At 35.5% G+C, this 23440-nt stretch carries 21 protein-coding genes; 11 read left to right on the top strand and 10 right to left on the bottom strand.

The window, feature by feature from the left end; translation table 11 throughout:
* Positions 1–76: 76 nt before the first annotated feature.
* Entirely contained in the window at positions 77–985 is a 909-nt protein-coding gene (locus AC0INN_RS09900; protein WP_273650049.1) for a DUF4349 domain-containing protein, read from the bottom strand.
* 197 nt (positions 986–1182) lie between these two features.
* Between AC0INN_RS09900 and AC0INN_RS09895 the strand changes: the two genes are divergently transcribed.
* Positions 1183–2541, top strand: coding sequence for an acyl-CoA dehydrogenase family protein (locus AC0INN_RS09895; RefSeq protein WP_306613019.1), 1359 nt, complete (start codon positions 1183–1185; stop codon positions 2539–2541).
* A 25-nt stretch (positions 2542–2566) separates the two neighbouring features.
* On the opposite strand, the gene AC0INN_RS09890 is transcribed toward AC0INN_RS09895, so the two are convergent.
* From AC0INN_RS09890 to lon, 4 genes are all read right to left on the bottom strand, one after another.
* Positions 2567–2944, bottom strand: a complete 378-nt coding sequence (locus tag AC0INN_RS09890; RefSeq protein ID WP_172281280.1) for a DoxX family protein — start codon at positions 2942–2944, stop codon at positions 2567–2569.
* Between the two features lie 173 nt (positions 2945–3117).
* Positions 3118–3288, bottom strand: a complete 171-nt coding sequence (locus tag AC0INN_RS09885; protein ID WP_273650045.1) for a hypothetical protein — start codon at positions 3286–3288, stop codon at positions 3118–3120.
* A 103-nt stretch (positions 3289–3391) separates the two neighbouring features.
* Positions 3392–4504: an AI-2E family transporter gene (locus AC0INN_RS09880; protein ID WP_172281278.1), complete on the bottom strand. Its 1113-nt coding sequence runs from the start codon at positions 4502–4504 to the stop codon at positions 3392–3394.
* Positions 4505–4745: 241 nt separating this feature from the next.
* Positions 4746–7151, bottom strand: a complete 2406-nt coding sequence (gene lon, locus AC0INN_RS09875) for an endopeptidase La (protein WP_172281276.1) — start codon at positions 7149–7151, stop codon at positions 4746–4748.
* A 258-nt stretch (positions 7152–7409) separates the two neighbouring features.
* Here lon and AC0INN_RS09870 point away from each other — a divergent pair, with 258 nt between their 5' ends.
* From AC0INN_RS09870 to serS, 10 genes are all read left to right on the top strand, one after another.
* Positions 7410–9560 (top strand): SurA N-terminal domain-containing protein, encoded by a 2151-nt coding sequence (locus tag AC0INN_RS09870; RefSeq protein ID WP_306613015.1) that lies wholly within the window; start codon positions 7410–7412, stop codon positions 9558–9560.
* A gap of 130 nt (positions 9561–9690) precedes the next feature.
* Positions 9691–10641 (top strand): MlaD family protein, encoded by a 951-nt coding sequence (locus AC0INN_RS09865; protein ID WP_172281272.1) that lies wholly within the window; start codon positions 9691–9693, stop codon positions 10639–10641.
* Positions 10642–10653: 12 nt separating this feature from the next.
* Entirely contained in the window at positions 10654–11985 is a 1332-nt protein-coding gene (locus tag AC0INN_RS09860) for a 4Fe-4S dicluster domain-containing protein (RefSeq protein WP_306613013.1), read from the top strand.
* A 92-nt stretch (positions 11986–12077) separates the two neighbouring features.
* Entirely contained in the window at positions 12078–12863 is a 786-nt protein-coding gene (locus AC0INN_RS09855; protein ID WP_172281268.1) for a (Fe-S)-binding protein, read from the top strand.
* A 31-nt stretch (positions 12864–12894) separates the two neighbouring features.
* Positions 12895–14031 carry a hypothetical protein gene (locus AC0INN_RS09850; protein ID WP_273650038.1) on the top strand — a complete coding sequence of 379 codons (1137 nt, stop codon included), beginning with the start codon at positions 12895–12897 and terminating at the stop codon, positions 14029–14031.
* Positions 14032–14054: 23 nt separating this feature from the next.
* On the top strand, positions 14055–14543 hold the full coding sequence (locus tag AC0INN_RS09845; protein ID WP_172281264.1) for a hypothetical protein: 489 nt from the start codon (positions 14055–14057) through the stop codon (positions 14541–14543).
* A gap of 122 nt (positions 14544–14665) precedes the next feature.
* Positions 14666–15799: a glycosyltransferase gene (locus tag AC0INN_RS09840; RefSeq protein ID WP_273650036.1), complete on the top strand. Its 1134-nt coding sequence runs from the start codon at positions 14666–14668 to the stop codon at positions 15797–15799.
* A gap of 22 nt (positions 15800–15821) precedes the next feature.
* A complete protein-coding gene (locus tag AC0INN_RS09835; protein WP_273650035.1) occupies positions 15822–17063 on the top strand; it encodes an MATE family efflux transporter in 1242 nt (413 codons plus the stop codon).
* A 23-nt stretch (positions 17064–17086) separates the two neighbouring features.
* A complete protein-coding gene (locus AC0INN_RS09830) occupies positions 17087–17590 on the top strand; it encodes a hypothetical protein (RefSeq protein WP_273650033.1) in 504 nt (167 codons plus the stop codon).
* A gap of 72 nt (positions 17591–17662) precedes the next feature.
* On the top strand, positions 17663–18931 hold the full coding sequence (gene serS / locus AC0INN_RS09825; RefSeq protein ID WP_172281256.1) for a serine--tRNA ligase: 1269 nt from the start codon (positions 17663–17665) through the stop codon (positions 18929–18931).
* A 51-nt stretch (positions 18932–18982) separates the two neighbouring features.
* Here serS and AC0INN_RS09820 read toward each other — a convergent pair whose 3' ends face one another.
* The 5 genes from AC0INN_RS09820 to AC0INN_RS09800 form a co-directional block, all read right to left on the bottom strand.
* The gene (locus tag AC0INN_RS09820; protein ID WP_306613006.1) at positions 18983–19720 is read right to left on the bottom strand and encodes a hypothetical protein; all 738 of its coding nucleotides are present in this window, start codon (positions 19718–19720) and stop codon (positions 18983–18985) included.
* 17 nt (positions 19721–19737) lie between these two features.
* Positions 19738–20463, bottom strand: a complete 726-nt coding sequence (locus AC0INN_RS09815; protein WP_172281252.1) for a sulfite exporter TauE/SafE family protein — start codon at positions 20461–20463, stop codon at positions 19738–19740.
* Complete coding sequence (locus AC0INN_RS09810; RefSeq protein WP_172281250.1) at positions 20454–20906, bottom strand: FixH family protein; 453 nt, start codon at positions 20904–20906, stop codon at positions 20454–20456. Before AC0INN_RS09810 ends, AC0INN_RS09815 begins: the two co-directional genes overlap by 10 nt.
* Positions 20907–21007: 101 nt before the next feature.
* Positions 21008–22462 (bottom strand): cytochrome c oxidase accessory protein CcoG, encoded by a 1455-nt coding sequence (ccoG, locus tag AC0INN_RS09805; protein ID WP_172281248.1) that lies wholly within the window; start codon positions 22460–22462, stop codon positions 21008–21010.
* A 94-nt stretch (positions 22463–22556) separates the two neighbouring features.
* Entirely contained in the window at positions 22557–23438 is an 882-nt protein-coding gene (locus AC0INN_RS09800) for a cbb3-type cytochrome c oxidase N-terminal domain-containing protein (protein ID WP_172281246.1), read from the bottom strand.
* Positions 23439–23440: the final 2 nt, after the last annotated feature.

Here is a 23440-nt window from a genome sequence, read left to right as displayed (position 1 = left end):
ACCTCCGATTTTATTCGGAGGTTTTTAAAATCTAAAATTATAGTGATAACCCAAAGGTTAGGATAGCATTGTGTTATTATGAAATGGGTGGGTTCGTCTTTTGAATAGGTTTTCGTCTTCTGATACAATAGATGATCACTGCTGCGATTAATAAAACCGGCCAAATGGTGATCAGTCCTACTGCAATTTTTTGAATAAGATAAAACCCTTCTACAAAGGCATTCTTAGCATCATAGATAAAATTGAATTTGTATTTATTATCAATATTTTTAGTATTCGTTATGGCAATTTCCGCAATCCGGTACTTAGGTTCTTTAATGTAAATGTCAATTGTACTATATTTCAGATTGTCAGTAACTTCAAGATTAGCGAGTTGCTGAAGATTGCCTTCGGACATATTGTCGTCGTCCAGTTTTACCTTGTCCTTGTTATTCTTCAGCTGAGTGATATTTTCACCTGTTTTTTTGATCCTTCTTCCTTCTAGTTCTGCGTATTTTATGCTCGATGTTACATCTTCTGCATTGATTGATCGAAAGTTTAGGAATAGCTTTTTGTTGTTAATCAAGGTTAAGAATTCTCCTAATTTTGGCGTAGGAACACGTACCTGCATAGCATTTTCAGTCTGGTATTTTTTTACAAGTATGGCGTCTTCATTGGAAGTATTATAAGTGTCCTCTGAAATTATATTGCTTCGTAAGTTACTATGTGTAACAAATCCTCCCAGATCCTGCACTGATTTTTCAATTGAAACGGTTGCATCATAAACGTCTTTTACCTCCATATTGACATCTGCAGTTTTAATGAACTGTTTGTCTTTTATCTTCATTGTTGCAGCAGAAGATACACTATCGGATACCATGAACGAAGCAGAGTCTGTAGCATTTGCCGTTTCGTAATCTGCTGCTACCGCTTCTCCTTTTTTACACGAGTAAATACCTAATAAAAGAACAGCAGCCATAGATAATTTAATGTAAGTAGTTTTCATAATATTTATTTTTGTTGATACCAAAGTTCAGATGGAATGGTTTGTAAAGTTTGAAAATCACAAGTAAAAACTTTGTAAATAGAAAATGATATTTAATTCATTGTAAGTCATGTATTTGTAAAATAAAGATGGTTGTAAGAATTAAATTTCGGAGTGATTTTTGTATATCTTTTACAAATTAAATCACAACTGTAAATATGTCGAATACTTTTTCCAAAATCAGAAATGCTATAGAATTATTCAGATCAATAGATTTTGATCAGTTAAGTGCAATATCCAGAAAAGTAGATCTTCCGAAGCTGATGCATAATTTCTCAAAATTAGATGACAAACAATTAGGAGGTTTAATGAAAATGCTGGATTCCGATAAAAAGAAGAAAGAGCTACCGCCCATTGACGGTGACTTTTACGATATTTATCATACGCTTACGCCTGAACAAAGAGAAATACAGCTAAAGGTCAGGGCATTTATGGAAAAGGAAGTTAAGCCTTTGGTTAATCATTATTGGTTAAGAGATGAATTTCCTTTTGAATTGATACCTAAATTCCAGAAACTGAATATTTGTGGGGTCACCTATGAAGGATATGGTTGCCCCGGAATGCCTTTCCTAATGGAGGGGGTTATTGCAATGGAGATGGCGAGAATTGATGCTTCAATAGCTACTTTTTTTGGGGTGCAGTCAGGATTGGCAATGGGATCCATTTATATATGTGGTTCTGAAGAGCAAAAGCAAAAATGGCTTCCTCAGATGCAAAAGTTTGAAAAAATAGGAGCTTTCGGATTAACGGAACCTGAAGTAGGATCCGGCGCAGCAGGAGGATTAACTGCTACATGCAAGAAAACGCCTGAAGGATGGATTCTTAACGGAGAGAAAAAATGGATTGGAAATGCTACGTTCGCTGACTTGGTGATTATCTGGGCAAGAGATGTCGATAGCGGAGAGGTGAAAGGATTTATTGTAGAAAAAGATAATCCGGGGTTCTCTGTTGAAAAAATTAAGGGAAAAATGGCTCTTCGTATCGTACAAAACGGATTAATCACTTTAAAAGATTGTCTTGTAACTGAAGAAAACAGGCTTCAAAATGCTAATTCTTTTAAAGATACAGGTAAAGTATTGAGAATGACAAGGGCCGGAGTGGCCTGGATGGCGACAGGTTGCGCAAGAGGTGCTTATGAAAGTGCATTAGACTATACCAGGAAAAGAGAACAGTTTGGAAGACTCATTGCTTCTTTTCAGATGATTCAGGGGCATTTGGTAGAAATGCTGTCTAATCTTACTGCGATGCAGACGTTGGTTTTCAGGCTTTCTGAAATGCAGGATGAAGGAATCTTAAAGGATGAACATGCTTCGCTGGCAAAGGTTTTTTGTACTTTACGTACAAGGGATATTGTATCCAGAGCCCGTGAGGTAATGGGTGGGAATGGGATCCTGTTAGAATATGATGTTGCAAGATTTGTGGCAGATGCCGAGGCAATATATTCTTATGAAGGAACTAAAGAAATCAATTCACTAATTGTCGGTAGGTCTATAACAGGCTTTAGTGCATTTGTATAAAAAAAGACTGCAATTGCAGTCTTTTTTAGCTTACTAAAGCTTTGTATTTTTTGCTGTTATCTGCGATTATCCAGATGTTAATTAGGAAAAGGACCAGGGAAATCGCAATCCCTGTTGAAGATGGGTCTCTGTATGTATTATGCAATACAATACCCACCATGACGGGTAAAATTACAATTGCTCCTAAAGCTCTTGTTTTTGGAAAGATAAAAAGTAATCCCCCAATAATTTCTACTACCCCCACTAAAGGCAGCAGCCAGCCGATTTCACCAAATGCAGTATATAACTTTATTTGTGCTTCGGTAAGTTTGGGTGCCGGATTGTAGTGCAGAAATTTGTCGAGCCCTGCATTCAGAAACATAAGTCCGAATAGTAGGCAAAGAATGAATTTTATGACTTTCATGATTGATGAATTTTCATCAAATGTAAAACAAAAATATTATTAATTTATGTATTTGTTTTAAAAAATGAATATAATGAACCTTAAAGGATTGGATTGCTCGTTTATTGTTATTTGAATTTATATATTTGTTGAACAAATTAAATAACAAGCTTATGTTAAAAAATCTTCAAAAGCTAGATCGTAAAGATCTTAAAGAAATTATAGGTGGAATAGGTACAGGTCCATGTGATATAGGTCCTGTTGGTTGTCCATGTAAGATTCCTCCTGGTGATCCATGTCTTGGTGGTGGGAATCCTGGTGATCCAGGCTCTGGAACAGACATGGGATATTGTCCTGATAGTCATACTTATATTCCATGTAATCAGTCATGCCCAAATGGAATGAGTCCTCTATGTGCAATAGGATAAAATTAAAAGCCTCCGATTTCGGAGGCCTAATTTTATAATTTTAATCCATTTCTTTTAACGTAATATTCTTCGAAATTTTATAACTCTTTTTCTTTTTATTAGGCTTTTCATCTTCACCCAGTAATTTTCCCCATGGCTGTAATCCATCCACTCTCTCAAAGATGATTTTAATAATAGCAATTGCAGGAATACAAAGGAACATTCCTGATATTCCCCACAGATGCTCCCCAACAATAATGCCTATAAAAGAAAATAATGCGTTGATCTTTACTTTCGAACCTACCACAAAAGGAAGTACAATATTCCCATCCACCACATGTACTCCTATGTAACCGATAATCACATATATACAGGTAGAAGGAGTAGTCGTTGCAAAAGCGATAAAACAAGAAATGACTAAGGAAATACAAATTCCCAGATAAGGAATAACGTTGAGCAATCCTGTTAACACACCTAATAAAATAGCATATTTAACGCCTAAAATTGCAAGGATAATTGACGTAAGGCTGGATACAATAATAATCTGTATGCAAAGGCCAATAATGTATTTTTTCGTCATGACGCGAACCTCAGATACTACTTCCTGTACACTTGCTTTATGTTTTTCACTAAAGACATTAACAATAAAGTTGTTAAGGATTCTTCTGTAATTTAAAATGAAGATGAAAAACAATATAAAAAACACAAGGAAGCCTAGGCCTGTAGAAAAGATTCCAAAAGTAAATCCCAGAATAACTCCTGAGGATGATAACAGTTTATTTAAAGCCTGATCAATGTAGTCGAGTTGTTCATGAATCTTAACATTGAATGTATGATATACCCATTTTTGAAGACCGTTGAAAACGGTGTCGAATTGCATTCTTAGGTGTGGGAGGTCCTTGGTGAAACTTGAAAGTTGAGATCCAAAGAAAAATATTAATCCTGCTAAGATCACTAACATACAAAGAACAGATATCATTGTGGAAACAGAGCGTGGAAATCTTAATTTTCTTTCTAAGAATGTAGAAAAAGGCAAAAATAACATTGCCATTAAAAAAGCAAGAAAGAAAGGAGCCAGGATGCTTTGTCCTAACTCTATAAGGTATCCGATACCTATAATTGAAATAATAACAAGGGTTAATTTTAGAAGGAAGGGAAGCTTAAAAAAATTCATAACTCATAATCTGTTTTATAAAATTAGTAAAACCCATTGAATTGAAAGGCTTTTTATTCAATTAACTTGAATTCTTTTCAGAATATAAATTAATTTGATTAAAGATGTGGTATCTAACTTCTGAATCCTGAGTAATTCTTTTAGGAAGACTTATAACTGAATGCCATACTTTTAAACAAAAAACACATCTCAAAACTGAGACGTGTTTTTTTGTTTATTGACTATATGATAAATGATAATATTACTTTTCTATGGCAATATCAATAACATCTTCCATTTTGTTAACGTAATGAACGTTAAGGTCTTTCAGATAATCTTTTTTGATTTCTTCCACATCTTTTCTGTTAGCTTCGCAAAGAATAACATCTTTAATACCTGCCCTTGTAGCTGCGAGAAGTTTTTCTTTGATACCTCCTACAGGAAGCACTTTTCCTCTGAGGGTAATTTCTCCCGTCATGGCCAGGTGAGGTTTAACTTTCTTGTTTTTAAAAGAAGAAACCATTGAGGTTAGCATGGCAATTCCCGCGGAAGGCCCGTCTTTTGGAGTGGCGCCTTCAGGAACGTGAACGTGAATGTTTTTCTTTTCGATATCTTCCTGATCGATTCCTAATTCTTTATGTTTTGCTTTGATATACTCCAATGCTATTGTCGCAGACTCTTTCATTACCGTTCCCAGGTTTCCTGTCATTGTCAGTGTGCCCTTTCCATTGCTGAGAATACTTTCGATAAATAAAATATCTCCTCCCACACTTGTCCAGGCCAATCCTGTAACTACTCCTGGAACTCCTGTGATCTCGGATAAACTTTTAGGTCTTGGGACACCAAGGATTTCATCTATTTTTTCAACAGTTATCTTAGGATCATAATCTTTAAGCAATGCGGTTTGTAATGCCACCCATCTTGCAATAGAAGCTATCCTTTTTTCTAATGTCCTTACTCCGCTTTCTGAAGTGTGAGCCTCTATAATATGTTTAAGTTCAGGATTTCCAAGCTTGAAAGATTTTGAAGTTAAGCCGTTTTCTTCCTGTTGTTTTTTGATAAGATGCCTTTTTGCGATTTCTGTTTTTTCCTCCATGGTATACCCTGCGATCTGAATGATTTCCATTCTGTCAAGGAGCGGGGTTTGTATGGTAGAGAGAGAATTTGCAGTAGCAATGAACATTACTTTAGACAAATCATAACCCATTTCCAGGAAATTATCATAGAATGCATTGTTTTGTTCAGGATCCAGAACCTCTAAAAGTGCAGAACTTGGGTCTCCATGGATTCCCTGTCCTACTTTATCAATTTCATCCAATACAATAACCGGATTAGACGTTCCTGATTTTTTTATGGACTGAAGAATTCTTCCTGCCATTGCTCCTATGTAGGTTTTTCTGTGTCCGCGAATCTCACTTTCATCATGAAGACCACCTAAAGATAACCGTACATATTTTCTTCCCAGGGCGTCGGCAACAGATTTTCCTAAAGAAGTTTTACCTACTCCGGGAGGACCTACAAGAAGTAAAATCGGAGATTTCATGTTGTTTTTTAATTTTAAAACAGCCATGTGTTCGAGGATTCTTTTCTTTATGTCTTCCAGCCCGAAATGTGCTTTTTCAAGAACTTTTTCAGCTTTTACAATGTCGAAAACATCTTTTGTATAAGTTTCCCATGGAAGGTCCGTGAAAAAATCAAGATAATTTCTCTGAACATTATAGTCCGGAGAATTAGGGTTTTGTCTTTGTAGTCTGTTGATTTCTTTTTGAAAATGTTCTTCAACCTCCTTGCTCCATTTTTTAGTCTTTGCCTTGTTGATAAGATCTTCTACATCTCCTTCTGCTCCACCTCCAAGTTCTTCCTGGATCGTTCTGATCTGTTGGTTAAGGAAGTATTCTCTCTGCTGCTTGTCAAGATCTTTTGATGTTTTCTGATGGATCTGGTTTCTTAATTCCAGTTTTCGGTAGTCCTCGTGCATCTTTTCATAACAGCTGTTGGCTCTTGCCATCAGGCTTTTTTCTTCAAGAAGCTTTTGCTTTTCTACAGAAGGGAAACTGGCATTGGTGCAAATAAAATTCAATAAATCATCGTTATTGTTGATGTTTTTTATTGCAAAATTAGCTGCGTTTGGAATATTTGGATCAAGCTCAATTATTTTTAAAGCTAAATCCTTAATATTTTCCAGTAAAGCATCATATTCATCCTGGTTTTTGGCTTTGGTATCTTTTAATTTAGAAATTTCAGCCTTAAAATAAGGTTGGGTTTCAATAAATTTTTTGACCTTAAAGCGGTGAAAACCTTTAGTAATAGCAGTAATATTTCCTTCAGGAAGTTTGATGATCTTTATGATCTTCGCCAGAGTTCCTGTTTGATATAAGTCTTTTTCAGTAGGCTGTTCTAGTTCTGAGTTTTTCTGACTTACAATCCCAATGAAATCTCCATTTTTCTGAGCCTCTTCAAGAAGCTGTATAGATGCCTTTCTTCCCGCGGTAATAGGTATTACTACATTTGGAAACATAACCATGTTCCTCACAGGAAGAATAGGAAATATTTTTTGTTCGGAATTTTTATCAGTTTCCGAAAAGTCGGAAAGATTTATCTCTTCCGCCACAATATCAAATCCATCGCTAATCATTTCCTCCAAACTAATATCTTCAAATTCTGTCATAGTAAATCAAATGACAAATTGTCATTCTCGTTTTAAATCGTTAAAGTGATTAAGCATAATATGCTAAGAAAATACCTAGTATATTATGGTAATGTAAGATGCACAATACCTATGCCATTTGTTTTTCATTAAAAAATATGGTCAAAATTTCCTTTTTTATGAAATTTGAATTTTAAAAATTAAAAAAAGCACTTGGATTTCTGTAATTTCTTAAAAATGTGTATTTTCGCAACCTGATAAAAAACTATAATTTATAAAATGGCAATTTTAGGACAGATTAGGAATAGACCTTGGCTTTTGATGGGAGTAATTGCACTGGCGCTTTTAGCGTTTTTAGTTAATCCTGATAGCATTGATAAGGTTTTTGGAAAAAATCCTGATGTTTTAGGAAAAGTAAATGGTGAAAAGATTACCCGTGAAGAGTTTAACGATCAACTTTTCGTATTGCAACAGCAGGCAGAGCAACAAGGTCAGCCCAAAAATGGTCTTGAAGAACAAGCTTGGCAGTTGTTGGTTCAATCAAAGCTTATCAAGCAGCAGTTTGATAAGATGGGGTTTGAAATGACAGATGATTACTTCTGGAGTCAGATTCAGTATGATCAGATGTTTGCTCAAAACAAACAATTCTTTGATGAGAAAGGTAATTTTAAGACTCAAGAGCTTAAGAAACAAGTTGAGGAATTAAAAACAACAAGTGCTGAAGGATACAATCAGTGGTTGAAAACCAGAAAATCTGTTGAATACAGAATTATGGCAAGACAGGTTTTTGCTAATATTTCTACAGGGATCACTACAGGTAAGAAAGAAGCTGAAGAGTTGATGAGACAAAGAGATCAGATGGCTGATATCGACTTTGTGAAAGTGGATTACACATCTTACCTTCAGAAAAATAATATTAAAGTTAAGACAGAGGACCTTGCTGATTATATTAAGCAACATCCGGTGATGTTTAAGACTGAAGCAAGCAGAAATATTGGTATTGCTTTCTTTCCTTCTCAACCGAGTGCAGCTGATGATGCAGCAGCCTTAAAAGAAATCAATAAAATATTCTCAGGAGGAACTGATGCAAGCGGTGGGAAAGAAAATTTCCAAAATACAACCAATGACTCTATGTTTGTAATGGCCAACTCTGATATGCCTTTCAATAGCCAATATTTGAAGCCTAATCAATTGCCACAGACAATACAGTCACAGATTACAACTGCAGCTGTCGGACAGACTTTTGGTCCTTATAAAGAGCAAAATTTCTATGTGGTTTCTAAGCTTTTAGGTAAAAAGACTTCAGATTCTACACTATCAAGACATATCCTTATAGCATTCAAAGGAAGTCCTGCAGGAGAAGGTGTTACAAGATCCAAAGAAGAAGCTAAAAAATTAGCGGACTCTATCGGAGCTATTGTAAAAGCAAATCCTGCTAAATTCACAGAATTCTTAAAGCTTTCCAGCGATCCTAATTCTGCCGCTCAAGGAGGAAGTTTAGGATGGACTACTCCGGAAACTCCTTTCGTTCCTGAGTTCCTTACTTATTTGGCTAATAATCCAAAAGGAGCAACAGGTGTTGTAGAAACGCAGTTTGGATATCATATCATCAACATTGAAGATAAAAAGCCTGGTGCATTAGGATATAAAGTAGCGAATGTTGTAAAAGCAATCAAAGCTTCTGATGCTACGGAAGCAGATGTTGATAAAAAAGCAAGAAGATTCATTCAGCAGGTTCAGGGTAAATCTTTCAACGATTTCGTGAATATTGCTAAGAAAGGAAATTATCAATTCTCAAATCCTAAGGCCGCCAAAAGATTCGATGGTCAGTTACAAGGCTTAGGAACTGAAAAAGACGGTGATATTCTTGCGTGGGCTTTTGATAAGAAGAGATCTAAAGGGGATACAGAATTCTTTACAGTAGACGGAACGGGTGATAAAATTGTAGTATACCTTAACGGGAAACAGGAAAAAGGATTGGCAGATCCTGAGTCTGTAAGAGATCAGATCGAGGTGGTTGTGAAAAATAAGCTGGCTGCAAAACAGATAGCTGATAAGATTACGGCAGCTAAAGCTTCAAATCTTGATCAGATTGCAAAAATGTTTGCCACTACAAAACAAAGTGCTCAGGTGAATCTCTTAAATCCTTCAGTAGCCGGATCTATGGAGCCTAAAGTTGCCGGTGCTGCTTTTGGAGTTAAGAAATCTCAACTTTCTAAACCTGTAGAAGGAGGAACGGGAGTTTATGTTCTGATCAAAAAGAATGAAACTGTAAATAAACAACCTGGAGATCTTAAGCAATTTACAGAGTCTGTTACTCAAAGAAGTGCAGGAATGTTCGGACAGGCTTGGTTAAAGAGCTTGCAGGACAATGCTGATATCGATGATTACAGAATTGAAATCTGGAATAAGCTGGGAAATCAGCATTAATAAAAAAGTAATTTTATAGATACAAAAAGCGGCATAAAAAATGCCGCTTTTTTTGTATTTAACGCAGAGGAATAAACAGAAAGATTAATTTAAAATGTGCTATATTTGCTCATTAGAAAAAAATTAGCAAGTGAAGTTCAGTAAAGAATTAAAAGCTGGTGTAATTGCACTTTTAGCTATCGTAGGCTTTGTGTTATTATTTCAATTTATGAAAGGTCGTAGCCTTTTTACTACCGATAATATATTTTACGCGAAATATGATAATGTTGAAGGGTTGGCACAATCCTCAGCGGTATCCATCAATGGCTTGAAAGTAGGGCAGGTTGATAAGATCATTCCTCAGACAAGTAAAGATGGGAAAATCAATTTTGTTGTAAAAATTACGGTAGATAATAAATTTGAGTTTTCAAAGAACTCTACTCTTGAAATTTTTGAGCCGGGATTAATGTCTGGTAAAGAAATGCGTGTCAACCTTGTATATGGAGGGGCAACGGCAAAAGATGGGGACACTTTAAAAGGAGCTTTCAAATTGGGAACTTTGGGAAGTCTTTCTTCACAGGTAGGACCGGTTAAGGATCAATTGCAATCTGTTTTGCACCGTGTTGATTCTTTGATGGCCAATGCCAATATGATTGTTGATGGACAAAACAGGGCAGAGATCAAAGCTTTACTATCCAATCTTAATAAAACTGTAGGCGCATTACAAACAACTGCAGGAAGCGTTAACAATTTAGTTGGACACAATGATCCTAAACTTCAGAAAGTTTTAGATGATGCGAGCTTAACCATGCAAAGTGGGAAAGTGACTTTAGATAAATATGGCAACCTGGCAGAGAGCATCGATACTAAAAGGCTGAATGCAACCATTGCTAATCTGGATGCTACCGTTGGTAAACTTAACCAGGTAATCGGAGGAATAGACAACGGACAAGGGAGTTTAGGGAAGTTGATGAAAGATGAACAGCTGTATAATAATTTGAACTCTGCATCTACGAATCTTAATTCGTTAATTGAAGACATGAAAGCCAATCCTAAGAGATATATCAATTTCTCCGTTTTTGGTAAGAATAATAAAGACTAATATTTACACCTTATGCAGTACATCGATAACGTTATTTTTCTGATTTTATTAATTGCTGGGTTTAGGTTGTTTGCTAAAAGCCTGATGAAAATTTACAGAAATATTCAGTTAGGCAAAGAAATCAACCGAAGTGATAAAAAGTCCGAGCGCTGGGAAACCATGGCACGTGTTGCAATGGGGCAGAGTAAAATGGTAAAGAGACCTGTAGCGGGTATTTTACACCTTTTTGTTTATGTTGGTTTTATTATTATCAACATAGAACTTATCGAGATTATTGTCGATGGGATATTCGGTACTCACAGGTTCCTTGCTTCGGTTTTTGGGCATAGCTTCTATAGCTTCTTTACGGCAACCCTGGAAGTATTGGCATTATTGGTCATCATTGGAGTTGTTGTCTTTTTTATCCGTAGAAATTTTTATGGAGTAAAGAGATTAACAATGAAAGAATTGTTTGGATGGCCAAAACACGATGCCAACTGGATTCTTATTATTGAGTTTGCACTTATGATTGCTTTCCTTAAAATGAATACAGCAGATTGGGTACTTCAGCAAAGAGGGCTTCTTCCCGAGCATGGAAGTTTTCCAGTTAGTTCAACATTATTGGGACCTATCTTCAGCAATTTTAGTGATGGCTTTTTGTTTTTCACAGAAAAAGCAGCCTGGTGGTTTCATTTTGTGGGAATTTTGTTCTTCATGAATTACCTTTATTATTCTAAGCACCTTCATATTATCCTGGCATTCCCAAGTACATGGTATGCTAATTTGGAGAAAAAGGGGAAATTCAACAATTTGGAATCTGTAACGAAGGAGATTAAACTGATGATGGATCCTAATGCTGATCCATACGCTGCGCCGGCAGAAGGCGCTGAAGCAGATGTTCCTTCCAAGTTCGGTGCTGAAGATATATTTGATCTGAATCAGGTTCAATTACTGAATGCCTATTCATGTACGGAATGCGGACGATGTACTTCTGTATGTCCTGCAAATATTACCGGTAAAAAGCTTTCTCCAAGGTTAATTCTAATGAAGACCAGGGACCGTATGGAAGAGGTTGGAAGAAATATTGACAAAAACGGAAAGTTTGTAGATGATGGCAAAAAGTTACTGAATGATTATATAACGAAAGAAGAGCTTTGGGCATGTACTACTTGTAATGCTTGTACAGAAGCTTGTCCTATATTACTGGATCCGCTTTCCATTATTTTTGAAATGAGAAGATTTCTGGTAATGGAGCAATCGGCAGCACCACAGGAACTGAATTTGATGATGACTAATGTGGAAAATAATGCTGCTCCTTGGCAGTATAATCAGGCAGACCGTTTAAACTGGGCAAACGAAAACTAGATAATTAATCAATTTGAAAATTTGAAAAATTGATTTCACTCAACCTATTTTCAAATTTCCAAATCCTCATATTTTTCAAATCGTAAGAAAAGATGGATTTCAATATAAAAACAATGGCAGAATATGCTGCCGAAGGAAAAGCACCGGAAGTTTTATTCTGGGTGGGTTGCGCTGGTAGCTTTGACGACCGTGCAAAGAAAATTACGAAAGCTTTTTGCAAAATATTAAATAAAATAGGCGTTGAATTTGGGGTTTTGGGCCAGGAAGAAAGCTGTACAGGAGATCCTGCAAAACGTGCAGGAAACGAGTTTGTTTTCCAAATGATGGCATTAACGAATATTGAAGTCCTCAATGCCTATGAAGTGAAGAAAATTGTAACGGCATGTCCTCATTGCTTCAATACGCTTAAAAATGAATATCCAAGCTTAGGTGGACATTTTGAGGTAGTACATCATACTCAATTTCTTAAAAGTTTAATGGAGGAAGGCAGATTGAAAATTGAAGGTGGTGCCTTCAAAGGAAAGAAGATTACCTTCCATGATCCATGTTATTTAGGAAGAGCGAATAACGAATACGAAGCGCCAAGAATACTTTTGGAAAAACTTGATGCTGAGTTGGTAGAAATGAAACGTTGCAAAACCAACGGACTATGTTGTGGTGCAGGAGGAGCACAAATGTTTAAAGAACCTGAAAAAGGAAATAAGGATATTAATATAGAAAGAACTGAAGAGGCATTGTCTTTTGAGCCTAAAGTAATTGCTACTGGTTGTCCTTTCTGTAATACGATGATGACGGATGGGGTGAAACATTTCAATAAAAATGATGAAGTGGCCGTAAAAGATATTGTAGAGCTTCTTGCCGAGGCAGAAGATTTATAATATTGATCTATTGCTGATGTATTGATTCTTAATGAAGACAAAATGGAAAGTTTCCTTCCTTTTAGTAATTCTGATTTTATCTTACCTTACGTTTTGGAATTATAAAAACAGAATATACGATTGGGATATGCCAGGATATCTGGGGTGTTTATATACCTCCCGGTTTCCGGATTCTCCTGAAAAAGTAAGGAATCTTACTTTCGGTTTTATTGAAAAAGAAGCACCCGCAGATCAGTATAACGACATCATCGGATTGAAACCTGTAGACAGGGCAAGACAGGTTTTTAAAAACGATACGCAATCTTTTACCGAACAAATTCCGTACTTCCAGATAAAGGCCGGATATAACCTGGCGATTTCCTTTTTTTACGAAATAGGATTTTCTCCTCCTATGGCAGTTTTAGTAGCGAGCCTTATTTCTTATTTTATATCCGGACTACTGTTATTTTATATCGTTACAATTATATTTCCTCAGAAATATCTCATTGCAGCCGGGCTTACTATTGTAATAGCTCTATTACCTCCGATGACTTATATGTCCAGGGTTTCCACACCGGATATGTTTATATTTCAATTTTTACTTGTTTTTGCAATAGGTTGGATAAAACGCTGGAATAAATGGATCATGTTTTTGATTCTTTTAGGCATTACATTTACACGACCTGATTATATTCCTTTTACTTTGAGCTATCTGATGAGTGTTATTGTATTTGAATATTATAAGGATAAAAAGATTGATTTCTATATCCTGATCCAGGGAGCGGCACTTTTGTGTCTGTATATGTTTATTATCAAGTTTTATAATTATCCCGGATGGAAAAATCTTTTTTATGACTCTTTTATCTACAGAAGACCAACAATATCAGCTCAACCTGCGGTGTTTACTATTGAGGAGTATCTTCATATCCTTTTAAATAAGATTATTTATTTTAAGAAAGTAAGTCTGATCTCTTTAAGTATGCTTGGTGCTGTTTTTTATCTTTCTAAGGATCAGTGGGTAAAATTATCTGCATGTCTTATTTTCGCCAATATTTATATTAAATTTATTTTTTTTCCACATTCTTCGGGTCTTAGGTTCTTTTTTGGATTCATTATACTCCTTTTTATAATATTGTTGTATGCCTTAAGTAAAAAATACAATGGTTTTAAACTGAATAAAATTGTGTAATTTTATACTTTAAATTTACAGCAATGAAGATTGAAGAATCCAATATAGTAGAAACAAGCGATTACAGAGTTATCATATATCCTGCGACAAGGCCTTTCACCACAAAAGAAGCTAAAGTTATTACAGAGAAACTGTACGACTTTCTGGCAGGGTGGGCAGCCCACGGGAAACCTCTTTCATCATCTTTTAAAATTGAAAAGAATCAGTTTATCGTGATCTGTGTAGATGAAGAAAAAGAAATGGCTTCAGGATGCAGCATCGATGCTTTGGGAAAGGTAATGAGAGAAATCGATGCGGAGTATGAATTGGGGTTATTTGACAGAATGAAGGCGAGTTACGTTGAAGAAGGAGAAATCAAAACATTAAAATTGATCGATTTTAAGACAAAGCTTAGAAACGGAGAATTATCAAGGGATATTCAGGTATTTGATTTTTCTAAAAACACATACCTTGATTTTTTGAGTCATTTCCTGTTACCTCTTGATAAGAGCTGGGCTGCTGATATTAAATAAATTTATCGAAAGTCAAAAGAAAAGAAAAGCGGATTGTTCCGCTTTTTTTCTTTTTAAAGTATATTTGTATCCAACCGGATTTTTAACTCATTTTATTTATCCGGCTATCATTTTCCAGAACCATGCCTAAAATACTTTTTCTAACCACCGCACATAGATATGATGATGACAGGATCTTCTATCATCAGGCTAAAGAGCTTAAAGGGAGGGGGTTTGACGTGAAAATCTGTAGTTTGAGCTCCGGATACAAGGGAATTATTGACGGGATAGAAATTGAATCTTATCCGGTTTTAGACCAAAGCACGAGCAGTAAGATTAAGATTTTTAAAAGGGTTTGTGATAGTTTCCAGCCGGACAGTATCATAAGTTCAGAACCACTGGCGGTTATAGCTTCAAAAAAGATAAAGAAGGAACGGGGAATAAGTGTTATCTATGATATTACGGAATGGTATCCCTCCAAAAGAATGGTTGAAAACTTCTCATTTTTTCTAAAAGGGATTCATGCTTTTAAATTTTTGATGATTCAATTGTATGCAGGATGGATAAGTACTCATTTTATTTTTGGGGAGAACACCAAAAAATTTCCTCTGGCATATGTCTTTCCGTTTAAAAGGAATATTACTTTGCCTTATTTTCCCAATGATGCTTATATTCATCCGAATATTAAGAAATTAGATCCGAATAAAATAACATTGTGTTATACGGGGCAGATTTCCAAAGAGAAAGGGATTGAAAATTTTTTTAAAGCTATTGATACATTAAGAAAAAAAAGACCGGAACTGGAGATTGCAATTCTGATTATAGGGTCATCAAGAAAGGAAAAGGATGAAAAATATTTTTCTTACTTACTTTCAAAGTACAAGTGGGAAAATATAACCATTAAAAAGCCTGCTTCTTTTGAGACTTTTACAGAAGCATATGCTGAAGCTGATTTATGTTTTGACCTTAGGGAAATGAGCTATGAAAACCATCATTGTTTACCAATTAAAATATTCTATTACGCTGCATCTGGAAAACCTGTTATTTATACCGATTTAAAAGCTACCCGGCAGCACGTAGATGTTTCTGAGTTTGGGGTTTTGGTTGATCCTGAAGATGACGATGCTATTTCAGATGCCATTATCAATTACATAGATCATCCTGAGGTATATAACAGACATGCACTGAATGCCAGACAAGAGTATGAGAAGAAATACAACTGGAATCTCATAAAAAAGCGTTTTACAGACTTCGTCAAACAATCACTTCATAATTGATATGATGAAGCAAAATACAATTGTGAAAACGTTTATTTCCCGCTTTTTAATATTGATATTAAATTTCGGGCTGGTCATTTATACAACCAATATGTGGGGCAGTGAAGGGAAAGGGACAATTTCCATTGTGATTGCCGACCTTACCATTGTAGGCTTTTTCTGTAACATTTTTGTGGGAAGCAGCGTCACATATTTTGCCTCAAAATATAAAACGGAACAAATTCTTTTGTATGCTTATCTATGGTCTGTTTTAATAGGGATAGCTGTTCCGCTTATTTTTAGTATTATTCGTCCGGTAGAATATTTATCCTATCTCATTGGACTGTCTGTTTTGTCTTCACTTCTTGCCGCTAATATTAACTTGTTTGTCGGGCAGCAGAATATCAGAATGTTCAATCTATATACTATTTTGCAGCAGGTAGTTCATATTGTTTTTATTATAATTATTGTATACCTTATTAACATTACGTCAGTTGTTTCTTACTTTATAGCCCAGCTAAGTTGCTTTGCCGTTTTATTCATAACTAGTAGCTTTCAAATCTTACGTTATTGTGAAATTGGCCGTATTTCATTTTCTAAAAAAATTCGTAATAAGCTGTTTGATTATGGTTGGAAGACACAATTAAGTGCTTTTCTCCAGTTTTTAAATAACAGGTTATCATTTTACTTTTTAGAATTTTTTAAGGGGATTACGAGTGTTGGTGTTTTTTCTATCGGAATTGCTTTTTCTGAGGCGATCTGGACTGTAAGTAAAAGCCTTTCTGTGGTTTTATATTCAGATGTGGTTAATACCAGCAATCATAACATCGCTATTGAAAAAACAAAGATATCTTTGAAGATCAGTTTTCTGGTTACCTTACTTTTTATTATCATCATTTTGCTTTTACCAGCCCAGTTCTATGTGATGATTTTTGGTAAAGATTTTAGCGAAACCAAACGGATCACCCTGTTTTTATCTCCCGGCATTCTGGCTATAGCCGTAAGTAATATAATAGGATATTATTTTGCCGGGGTGAATAAGCTGAGAATATTAAATATTAAATCTGTAATAGGGCTTATTTTTACGATCGTTTCATCCTTTTTTATCATTCCAAGGTGGGGAATTACAGGAGCCTGTATCATAACCTCTGTTTCCTATTGTATTTCATCCGGATTATTGTTCTGGAAATTTTATGAACTGACAGAGTTCCATATCCGTGATTTTATGATTTCAAAATCTGAAATTAATTTGTTGCTGAATAAAGTATTAAGAAAAAATAATTAAAATATGTTTTATCTTTGTTCGAAATGAGAAATGTTATATTCGGAATTCTGGTAGTTTTTTTTGCGCTTCTGAGCTGTAGAAGCGACGAGGATAGTATACAAAGGATAGATCAGATTGTTAATCTGTATATGAAGAACAGTGCCGGACAGGATTTATTGAATGCCAAAAAGAGCGGCTCATTTACCGCAATTTCAATGAATGATATCAATGGGATCAGCGATAATGCTCCGGTAAGTTTTGCATTAAAGGCTACGGCAGATTCTACGCTTTATATTGAGTATATTGCGGGAGCCAGAAGAGTAACTGTAGATTCAATAAGCCCTGCAGATCGAACTTACGAATCCCGTATTACATTAGCACTTACAAAAAAGCTTACAGAAACCACCAATGATGTGACAAATGATGTTCTCAGAATCCAATATCATTGGACACCTTACGTATTCGAAGTCTCCAAAGTATTTTATAATGATGAGCTGAAGTTTACAAAACAACCAGGTGCTCCAAATGTTGTTACCATTATAAAATAATTTTAAATTTGCAAAACTGTTAGCCTGGATGATCTATGGTTTAACATTCTAATCAACTAACATCCAAATAAAATGTTACAAGTTAATTTTTTACGCGATAACAAAGAGCGCGTTTTAGAAGGTCTGAAAAAAAGACAATTCAAAAATCTTGAGTTGGTAGACGAAGCTATTGCTACCGATGACGAAAGAAAAAAAATCCAGTTTGAATTAGATTCTCAACTTTCCGAAATCAATAAAATCTCCAAAGAAATTGGGCTTTTAATGAAAGAGGGTAAAAAAGATGAAGCAGAATCAGCAAAATCTAAAACAGCACAATTTAAAGAGTCGAGTAAAGAATTACAATCACAACTGGATGTAAAAGAAAAAGACTTATTAAATATCCTGTATCAGCTTCCGAATATTCCAAATGAGCTTGTAAAGAACGGAGCATCAGCAGATGATAATGAAATCATTTATCAGTCTCATGAAGTTGAAGGTCTTGGAGAAGGAGCAATTCCACACTGGGAGCTGGCAAAAAAATATAACCTTATTGATTTCGAATTAGGGGTGAAGATTGCAGGAGCAGGTTTTCCTGTTTATTTAGGAAAAGGGGCAAGAATGCAAAGAGCATTGGTACAGTATTTTCTTGATAAAAATGTAGATGCCGGATATATGGAGGTAAATCCTCCTCACGTAGTTAATGAGGCATCTGGATATGGTACCGGACAATTACCGGACAAAGAGGGGCAAATGTATCATATCGGTGCGGATGATCTCTATTTGATTCCTACAGCTGAAGTTCCGGTAACAAATTTATATCGTGATGTTTTACTGGAAGAAAAAGATCTTCCTATTAAGAATACGGCATTTTCACAATGTTACAGAAGGGAGGCCGGTAGTTATGGAGCTCATGTAAGAGGATTGAACCGTCTTCATCAATTTGAAAAGGTAGAAATTGTAAGAATTGAAAAGCCTGAAAATTCTTATGCCGTTTTGGAAGAAATGGTTGAACATATCAAAGAGATTCTTACGGATCTTGAACTTCCTTACAGGGTATTAAGACTATGTGGGGGGGATACAGGTTTTGCGTCTGCAATGACATATGATTTCGAAGTATGGAGTGCTGCTCAGGAAAAATGGTTGGAAGTAAGTTCTGTTTCTAATTTTGAAACATTCCAGGCGAATCGTTTAAAATGCCGTTATAAAACAGATGGCAAGTCTCAGCTGGTTCATACCCTAAATGGTTCTGCTATGGCCTTACCACGAATTATGGCTGCATTGCTTGAAAATAATCAGACCGAAGAAGGAATCAGACTTCCGAAAAAAGTGGCTGAATATGCAAAATTTGAATTGATTAATTAATTCAGAAATATATAATATGAAAACCACCGGCATACCGGTGGTTTTTTGTTTTTATTCTGTTGTAATAATGATCATTTTATCATCATGTTTGAACTTAAATCCTTTATCATAAAGCGCTTTAATATCGTATTCTATCCTAATCGAATGATCATCAACCTGCTGTACCCAGTCATGCTTTCCGGTAATGGATTTTATTTTGTTTTCAAATTTCAGAGTAGTTCCGATCTTCTTAAAAAGCATAGGTAACAAACCTTCAGCAATCTCGATTTCTTCTTGTGGTGTTTTTGATTTGAGCGCTTCCTCAATATTTTTAAGATTAAGATTTTCTGTATTGATCGTTAAGGTTTTACCATTCCAGTCATTATATACATTTTGATCAACAGGGAGCTGATAGCCTACGGAAAGACGATGGAGTGCATCATAATCAGGTTTTGAGAAATGGTCTAGTTTTAAAGAAAATCCTGCATATTCATTATTTTCTTTATTGGATTTCATAAAAACCTTCTTTAATATTTTTATGGAATCCTGATCCTTGATTTTACCTTTGTTTTTTTCTTTATCCAACTCATACATGCTTGTCCAGGTTGTGGGAAGTTTATCCATTTCGCCAAGCTCCTTTTTCTGTAAAGAATCCGTTGTCATGGCTTTCATTTCGGCCATAAACTCACGCACATCGATATCCATAACCGTAGAGGACGCAGCATCTTTATAATAAACTATTTCAGAATTGATGGTACAGGATTGCAATGCCAAAAGGCACATCGTGAATAACAGGAATGTTTTTTTCATGGGTATAGTAAGATATTTTAATGACAGTTTACATCATGATTATGGCCTTTCTGGATTGTCATGGCTTCAGCTTTGGGAGAAATGTAAGGAATTCCCAATTCAAGTCCTCTAACGATAAAGAGCCCGCCTAAAATAATCATGATAATAGGGATCGCTTTTAAAACCTTCATCCTGAAAGCCTGATTCATGAGATTTCCGACAAGAACTATCGCAAACATGAACGGAAGTGTTCCTAATCCAAATAAAGCCATATATAAAGCTCCCTGCCATATTCCTCCGCTTGCTAGACTTGCCGTAAGAGCCATATAAACCATTCCACAAGGTAAAAATCCATTTAAAATACCCGTTGTAAATCTTGAACGATAGTCTGCTTTTTGAAGGAGCCTTCCTAAATTTGATTTTACTGAAAAAAGGAATTTGGAGAAAAAAGGAATTTTGGACGCAAAATCTTTTCCTCCAAAAGAAAAAATGGCCATAATAATCAACAGGATTCCAACACCGATTGTTAAGTACCGCTGAAATCCTGCCATTTCAAATCCTTGCCCAATGATCCCAAGAATACCACCCAAAAGAGAATACGTAAATATTCTTCCAAACTGATAGGTGAGATTCTGAAGATAAAAATTAGTAGCCTGTTTCTTTGTTAATCCCATCGATAATGCAATAGGGCCACACATTCCGATACAGTGAAAGCCGGAAGCAAAGCCTAATCCAATTGCCGATAAAATAAGTGCTATTTCCATATCACATCATAATCCATTCTGTAGTTGACCTTGTCTCTTGTCCACATTAATCGTAGGGTATAACCTCCGGTTTTTAATACCTTTGAAGGAATAACAAACGATTGATTTGCATCCAATTGTTCAGATCTTTTGATATCTAAATTCTGGTCATCTGTTCTGTTTAAAACAAACTTTACAGTAGTATTGGAATTATTATAATCTTTTGGGAATACTATTTTAATTCCATTTGTATCTTGAGTGTAAGCAGGTTTTTCCTTAAGTTCATCTGCTCTCCTTTTAGCATCTATCACATCCTGGTATTGTAATTCTTCTTCATAATAATTATCAGTTACCATTTCTGAATTTTTCTGCCCGTTCGGGAAAAGAAATAACATAGATAAAATAAAGATAATAAATGCAGCTAATGCCAATACAACACCGTGTCCCCAACTAAAGTTTTTCATTGCTTCCGGATTTTTTTTATTTGTCTTATAGTATATCATTAAAAAACCTCTGTCATTTTCATTTGACTACATGAATGCGAAAATATGGAGGTTTCTGAGAATTAAAAATCTAATTTAAATGGTCCTTCGAAATAAGTTTTATAAGAATCAACCAGTTTTCCTTTCATATCATAAACACCAATTGTAATGTTTTGCTTAGATAACTTCATGGCATCTTCAGGGAAACTTATGTTGATTGTCCCTTTCGATATCTTATCTCTTTCTACAGTAATTTTACTCGATGCACTGTAGATAATTTCACCTTTAGCAGGCTCTATTACTTTGATGGTTACAATTTTCTTGTCGTTTGTCTTATTTAAGAAAGTGTAATTATATGTATTGGTGATCTTACCATCCCTTACAAAAAATGTACTTCCTGCAGGTTTAATGAATTTAGCCTCCATTTCTCCGCGGTTGTACAGAAGGTAGCCGAGGAATCCAACAAGCAGTACGAGAACAACGGCAAATCCTTTCATCCTTCCCGTAAATTTGAATGGCGTTTGATTTTCAATCTCATTTTCAGATGCGTAGCGGATCAATCCTTTCGGAAGACCTACTTTCTCCATCACTTCATCACAGGCATCAATACAAGCGGTACAGTTCACACATTCCAACTGTTGCCCATCTCTGATATCAATTCCTGTAGGACAAACTACGACACATTGATGGCAATCTATACAATCTCCTTTTCCCGCAGCTTTTCTATCCTCGCCCTTTCTCCATTTTGACCTGTTTTCTCCACGTTTGAAATCGTAGAATACATTGATGGTATCTTTATCAATTAATACACCTTGTAGTCTCCCGTATGGGCAAACCAATGTACATACCTGCTCCCTGAACCAAGCAAACACAAAGTAAAATGCTGCTGTTAGAAGAATCATTACGATGAAATTGGTTGGATTGGCAAAAGGACCTTCAGAAACAATTCTGAAGACTTCTTTATATCCCACGATATACATAAACATAAAGTGGGTAATGATCAATGATATTACAATGTATACAAACCACTTTAAACTTCTTTTCCAGATCTTTTCGCTATCCCATGGCTGTCTGTCCAGCTTCATCTGCTTGTTTCTGTCACCTTCGATAAGGAATTCTATTTTACGAAATATCGATTCCATAAAAATTGTCTGAGGGCATATCCACCCGCAGAAAATTCTTCCGAATGCAATCGTAAAAATAATAATGAATATCAAAGATGCTATAGCACCCAAAGTAAGGATAAAAAAGTCCTGAGGATAGAAAGGCTGTCCGAAAATAAAGAACTCCCTATCGATAACATTGAATAAAAGGAAAGGGTTACCATTAATTTTTAAGAATGGAACAGCAAAGTATATAACCAATAAAGTATAACTTACAATGTTCCTATAGTTGGTGTATTTACCTTTAGGTTTTCTTGGGAACACCCATTTTCTTTTTCCGGATTGCTCCATAGTCCCTATAGAATCCCTGTAAGTCTCAGGGTCCAGAACCTGTCCCTGTCCGCCGCGTACTTCTATTTCTTCTATGTCTGACATTTTGTAGTGTATTTAAAAAAAGAAAAGCATAATTGGTTACTATTTTTTTTCTAATAACAAATTATGCTTTTCATATGTTTTAATTTTCTTTAAATTATTCTTTTTCCCAATGAGCTTCTGTTCCCTGAGGAGCTGCTCCACCTTGAGCCGGTGTAATTGGTGGTTGTTCCTGATTGATGTGATATACAAAAGCTGCAATTTTCTCAATTTCGGCACCTGAAACCTCACCATTTTTACCAAACGGTCTCATGGCAGGGTTCGTAGGAGAACCATTCCAGTCCATATGGAAAACATTTTTAAATAAAGTCTTCTCTGGTTGGTTGATCCAGTAATTATCCGTTAAGTTCGGACCAATACCTCCTCTTCCGTCTTCTCCGTGGCAAGATGCACAGTTTGTTTTGAAAAGCTCTTTACCATCTGCAATATTATCAGCCGAATATTTCGCTGTTTCAATGGTTACAGGAGGCTGAGATTTTTCGTACTCTGCAATACTTGCGATTTGCTCTTTATATTCTTTTTCATATTCGCTTAATGGATGAGCGAAGTCTGTAAAAGAGTATGCACATATATATACAATACAAAAAGCAGTCCCAAAATAAAATAAACCTACCCACCATTTTGGTAATTGATTATCGAGCTCCATAATTCCATCGAAGCCATGGTCGATAAGGATGTCTTTTTCCTCTGTAACAGATTGCTTTTTGAATGCACTGTCATACATTCTTCTTAAGAAAGGAATCTTTTTCTCAGCAAGGTAAGCCGCTTTTTCTTCAGGAGACAATTTTTTGAATCTATTATTTTCAATCAGGTCTCCAATGGCGCTATGAATATAAGCTAAGATAGCACTTATCACAACAGTTCCCCAGAAGTATGGTGAAGCTAGAAACGAGTAGCTTTGTACAAATAAATAATAAAAAACTATTAAAAGTCCAATTATTATTAAAATGTTTACAACAACCGGTGTTCTTTGTTTCATAA

This window comes from Chryseobacterium subflavum (assembly GCF_055762745.1).
Note: the sequence above shows the minus strand (reverse complement) of the source record. Positions and strands in the feature narration are given on the sequence as shown.

Bases quoted from the DNA above. Each gene is read 5' to 3' on its own strand.
- AC0INN_RS09800 (WP_172281246.1), bottom strand. From the start codon at position 23,438: ATGAAACAAAGAACACCGGTTGTTGTAAACATTTTAATAATAATTGGA.
- AC0INN_RS09860 (WP_306613013.1), top strand. From the start codon at position 10,654: ATGCAGTACATCGATAACGTTATTTTTCTGATTTTATTAATTGCTGGG.
- AC0INN_RS09820 (WP_306613006.1), bottom strand. From the start codon at position 19,720: ATGAAAAAAACATTCCTGTTATTCACGATGTGCCTTTTGGCATTGCAA.
- AC0INN_RS09830 (WP_273650033.1), top strand. From the start codon at position 17,087: ATGAGAAATGTTATATTCGGAATTCTGGTAGTTTTTTTTGCGCTTCTG.
- AC0INN_RS09810 (WP_172281250.1), bottom strand. From the start codon at position 20,906: ATGAAAAACTTTAGTTGGGGACACGGTGTTGTATTGGCATTAGCTGCA.
- ccoG (WP_172281248.1), bottom strand. From the start codon at position 22,462: ATGTCAGACATAGAAGAAATAGAAGTACGCGGCGGACAGGGACAGGTT.
- AC0INN_RS09880 (WP_172281278.1), bottom strand. From the start codon at position 4,504: ATGAATTTTTTTAAGCTTCCCTTCCTTCTAAAATTAACCCTTGTTATT.
- AC0INN_RS09890 (WP_172281280.1), bottom strand. From the start codon at position 2,944: ATGAAAGTCATAAAATTCATTCTTTGCCTACTATTCGGACTTATGTTT.
- AC0INN_RS09855 (WP_172281268.1), top strand. From the start codon at position 12,078: ATGGATTTCAATATAAAAACAATGGCAGAATATGCTGCCGAAGGAAAA.
- AC0INN_RS09895 (WP_306613019.1), top strand. From the start codon at position 1,183: ATGTCGAATACTTTTTCCAAAATCAGAAATGCTATAGAATTATTCAGA.
- serS (WP_172281256.1), top strand. From the start codon at position 17,663: ATGTTACAAGTTAATTTTTTACGCGATAACAAAGAGCGCGTTTTAGAA.
- AC0INN_RS09845 (WP_172281264.1), top strand. From the start codon at position 14,055: ATGAAGATTGAAGAATCCAATATAGTAGAAACAAGCGATTACAGAGTT.
- lon (WP_172281276.1), bottom strand. From the start codon at position 7,151: ATGACAGAATTTGAAGATATTAGTTTGGAGGAAATGATTAGCGATGGA.
- AC0INN_RS09840 (WP_273650036.1), top strand. From the start codon at position 14,666: ATGCCTAAAATACTTTTTCTAACCACCGCACATAGATATGATGATGAC.
- AC0INN_RS09815 (WP_172281252.1), bottom strand. From the start codon at position 20,463: ATGGAAATAGCACTTATTTTATCGGCAATTGGATTAGGCTTTGCTTCC.
- AC0INN_RS09900 (WP_273650049.1), bottom strand. From the start codon at position 985: ATGAAAACTACTTACATTAAATTATCTATGGCTGCTGTTCTTTTATTA.
- AC0INN_RS09870 (WP_306613015.1), top strand. From the start codon at position 7,410: ATGGCAATTTTAGGACAGATTAGGAATAGACCTTGGCTTTTGATGGGA.
- AC0INN_RS09885 (WP_273650045.1), bottom strand. From the start codon at position 3,288: ATGACTATCAGGACAATATCCCATGTCTGTTCCAGAGCCTGGATCACC.
- AC0INN_RS09850 (WP_273650038.1), top strand. From the start codon at position 12,895: ATGAAGACAAAATGGAAAGTTTCCTTCCTTTTAGTAATTCTGATTTTA.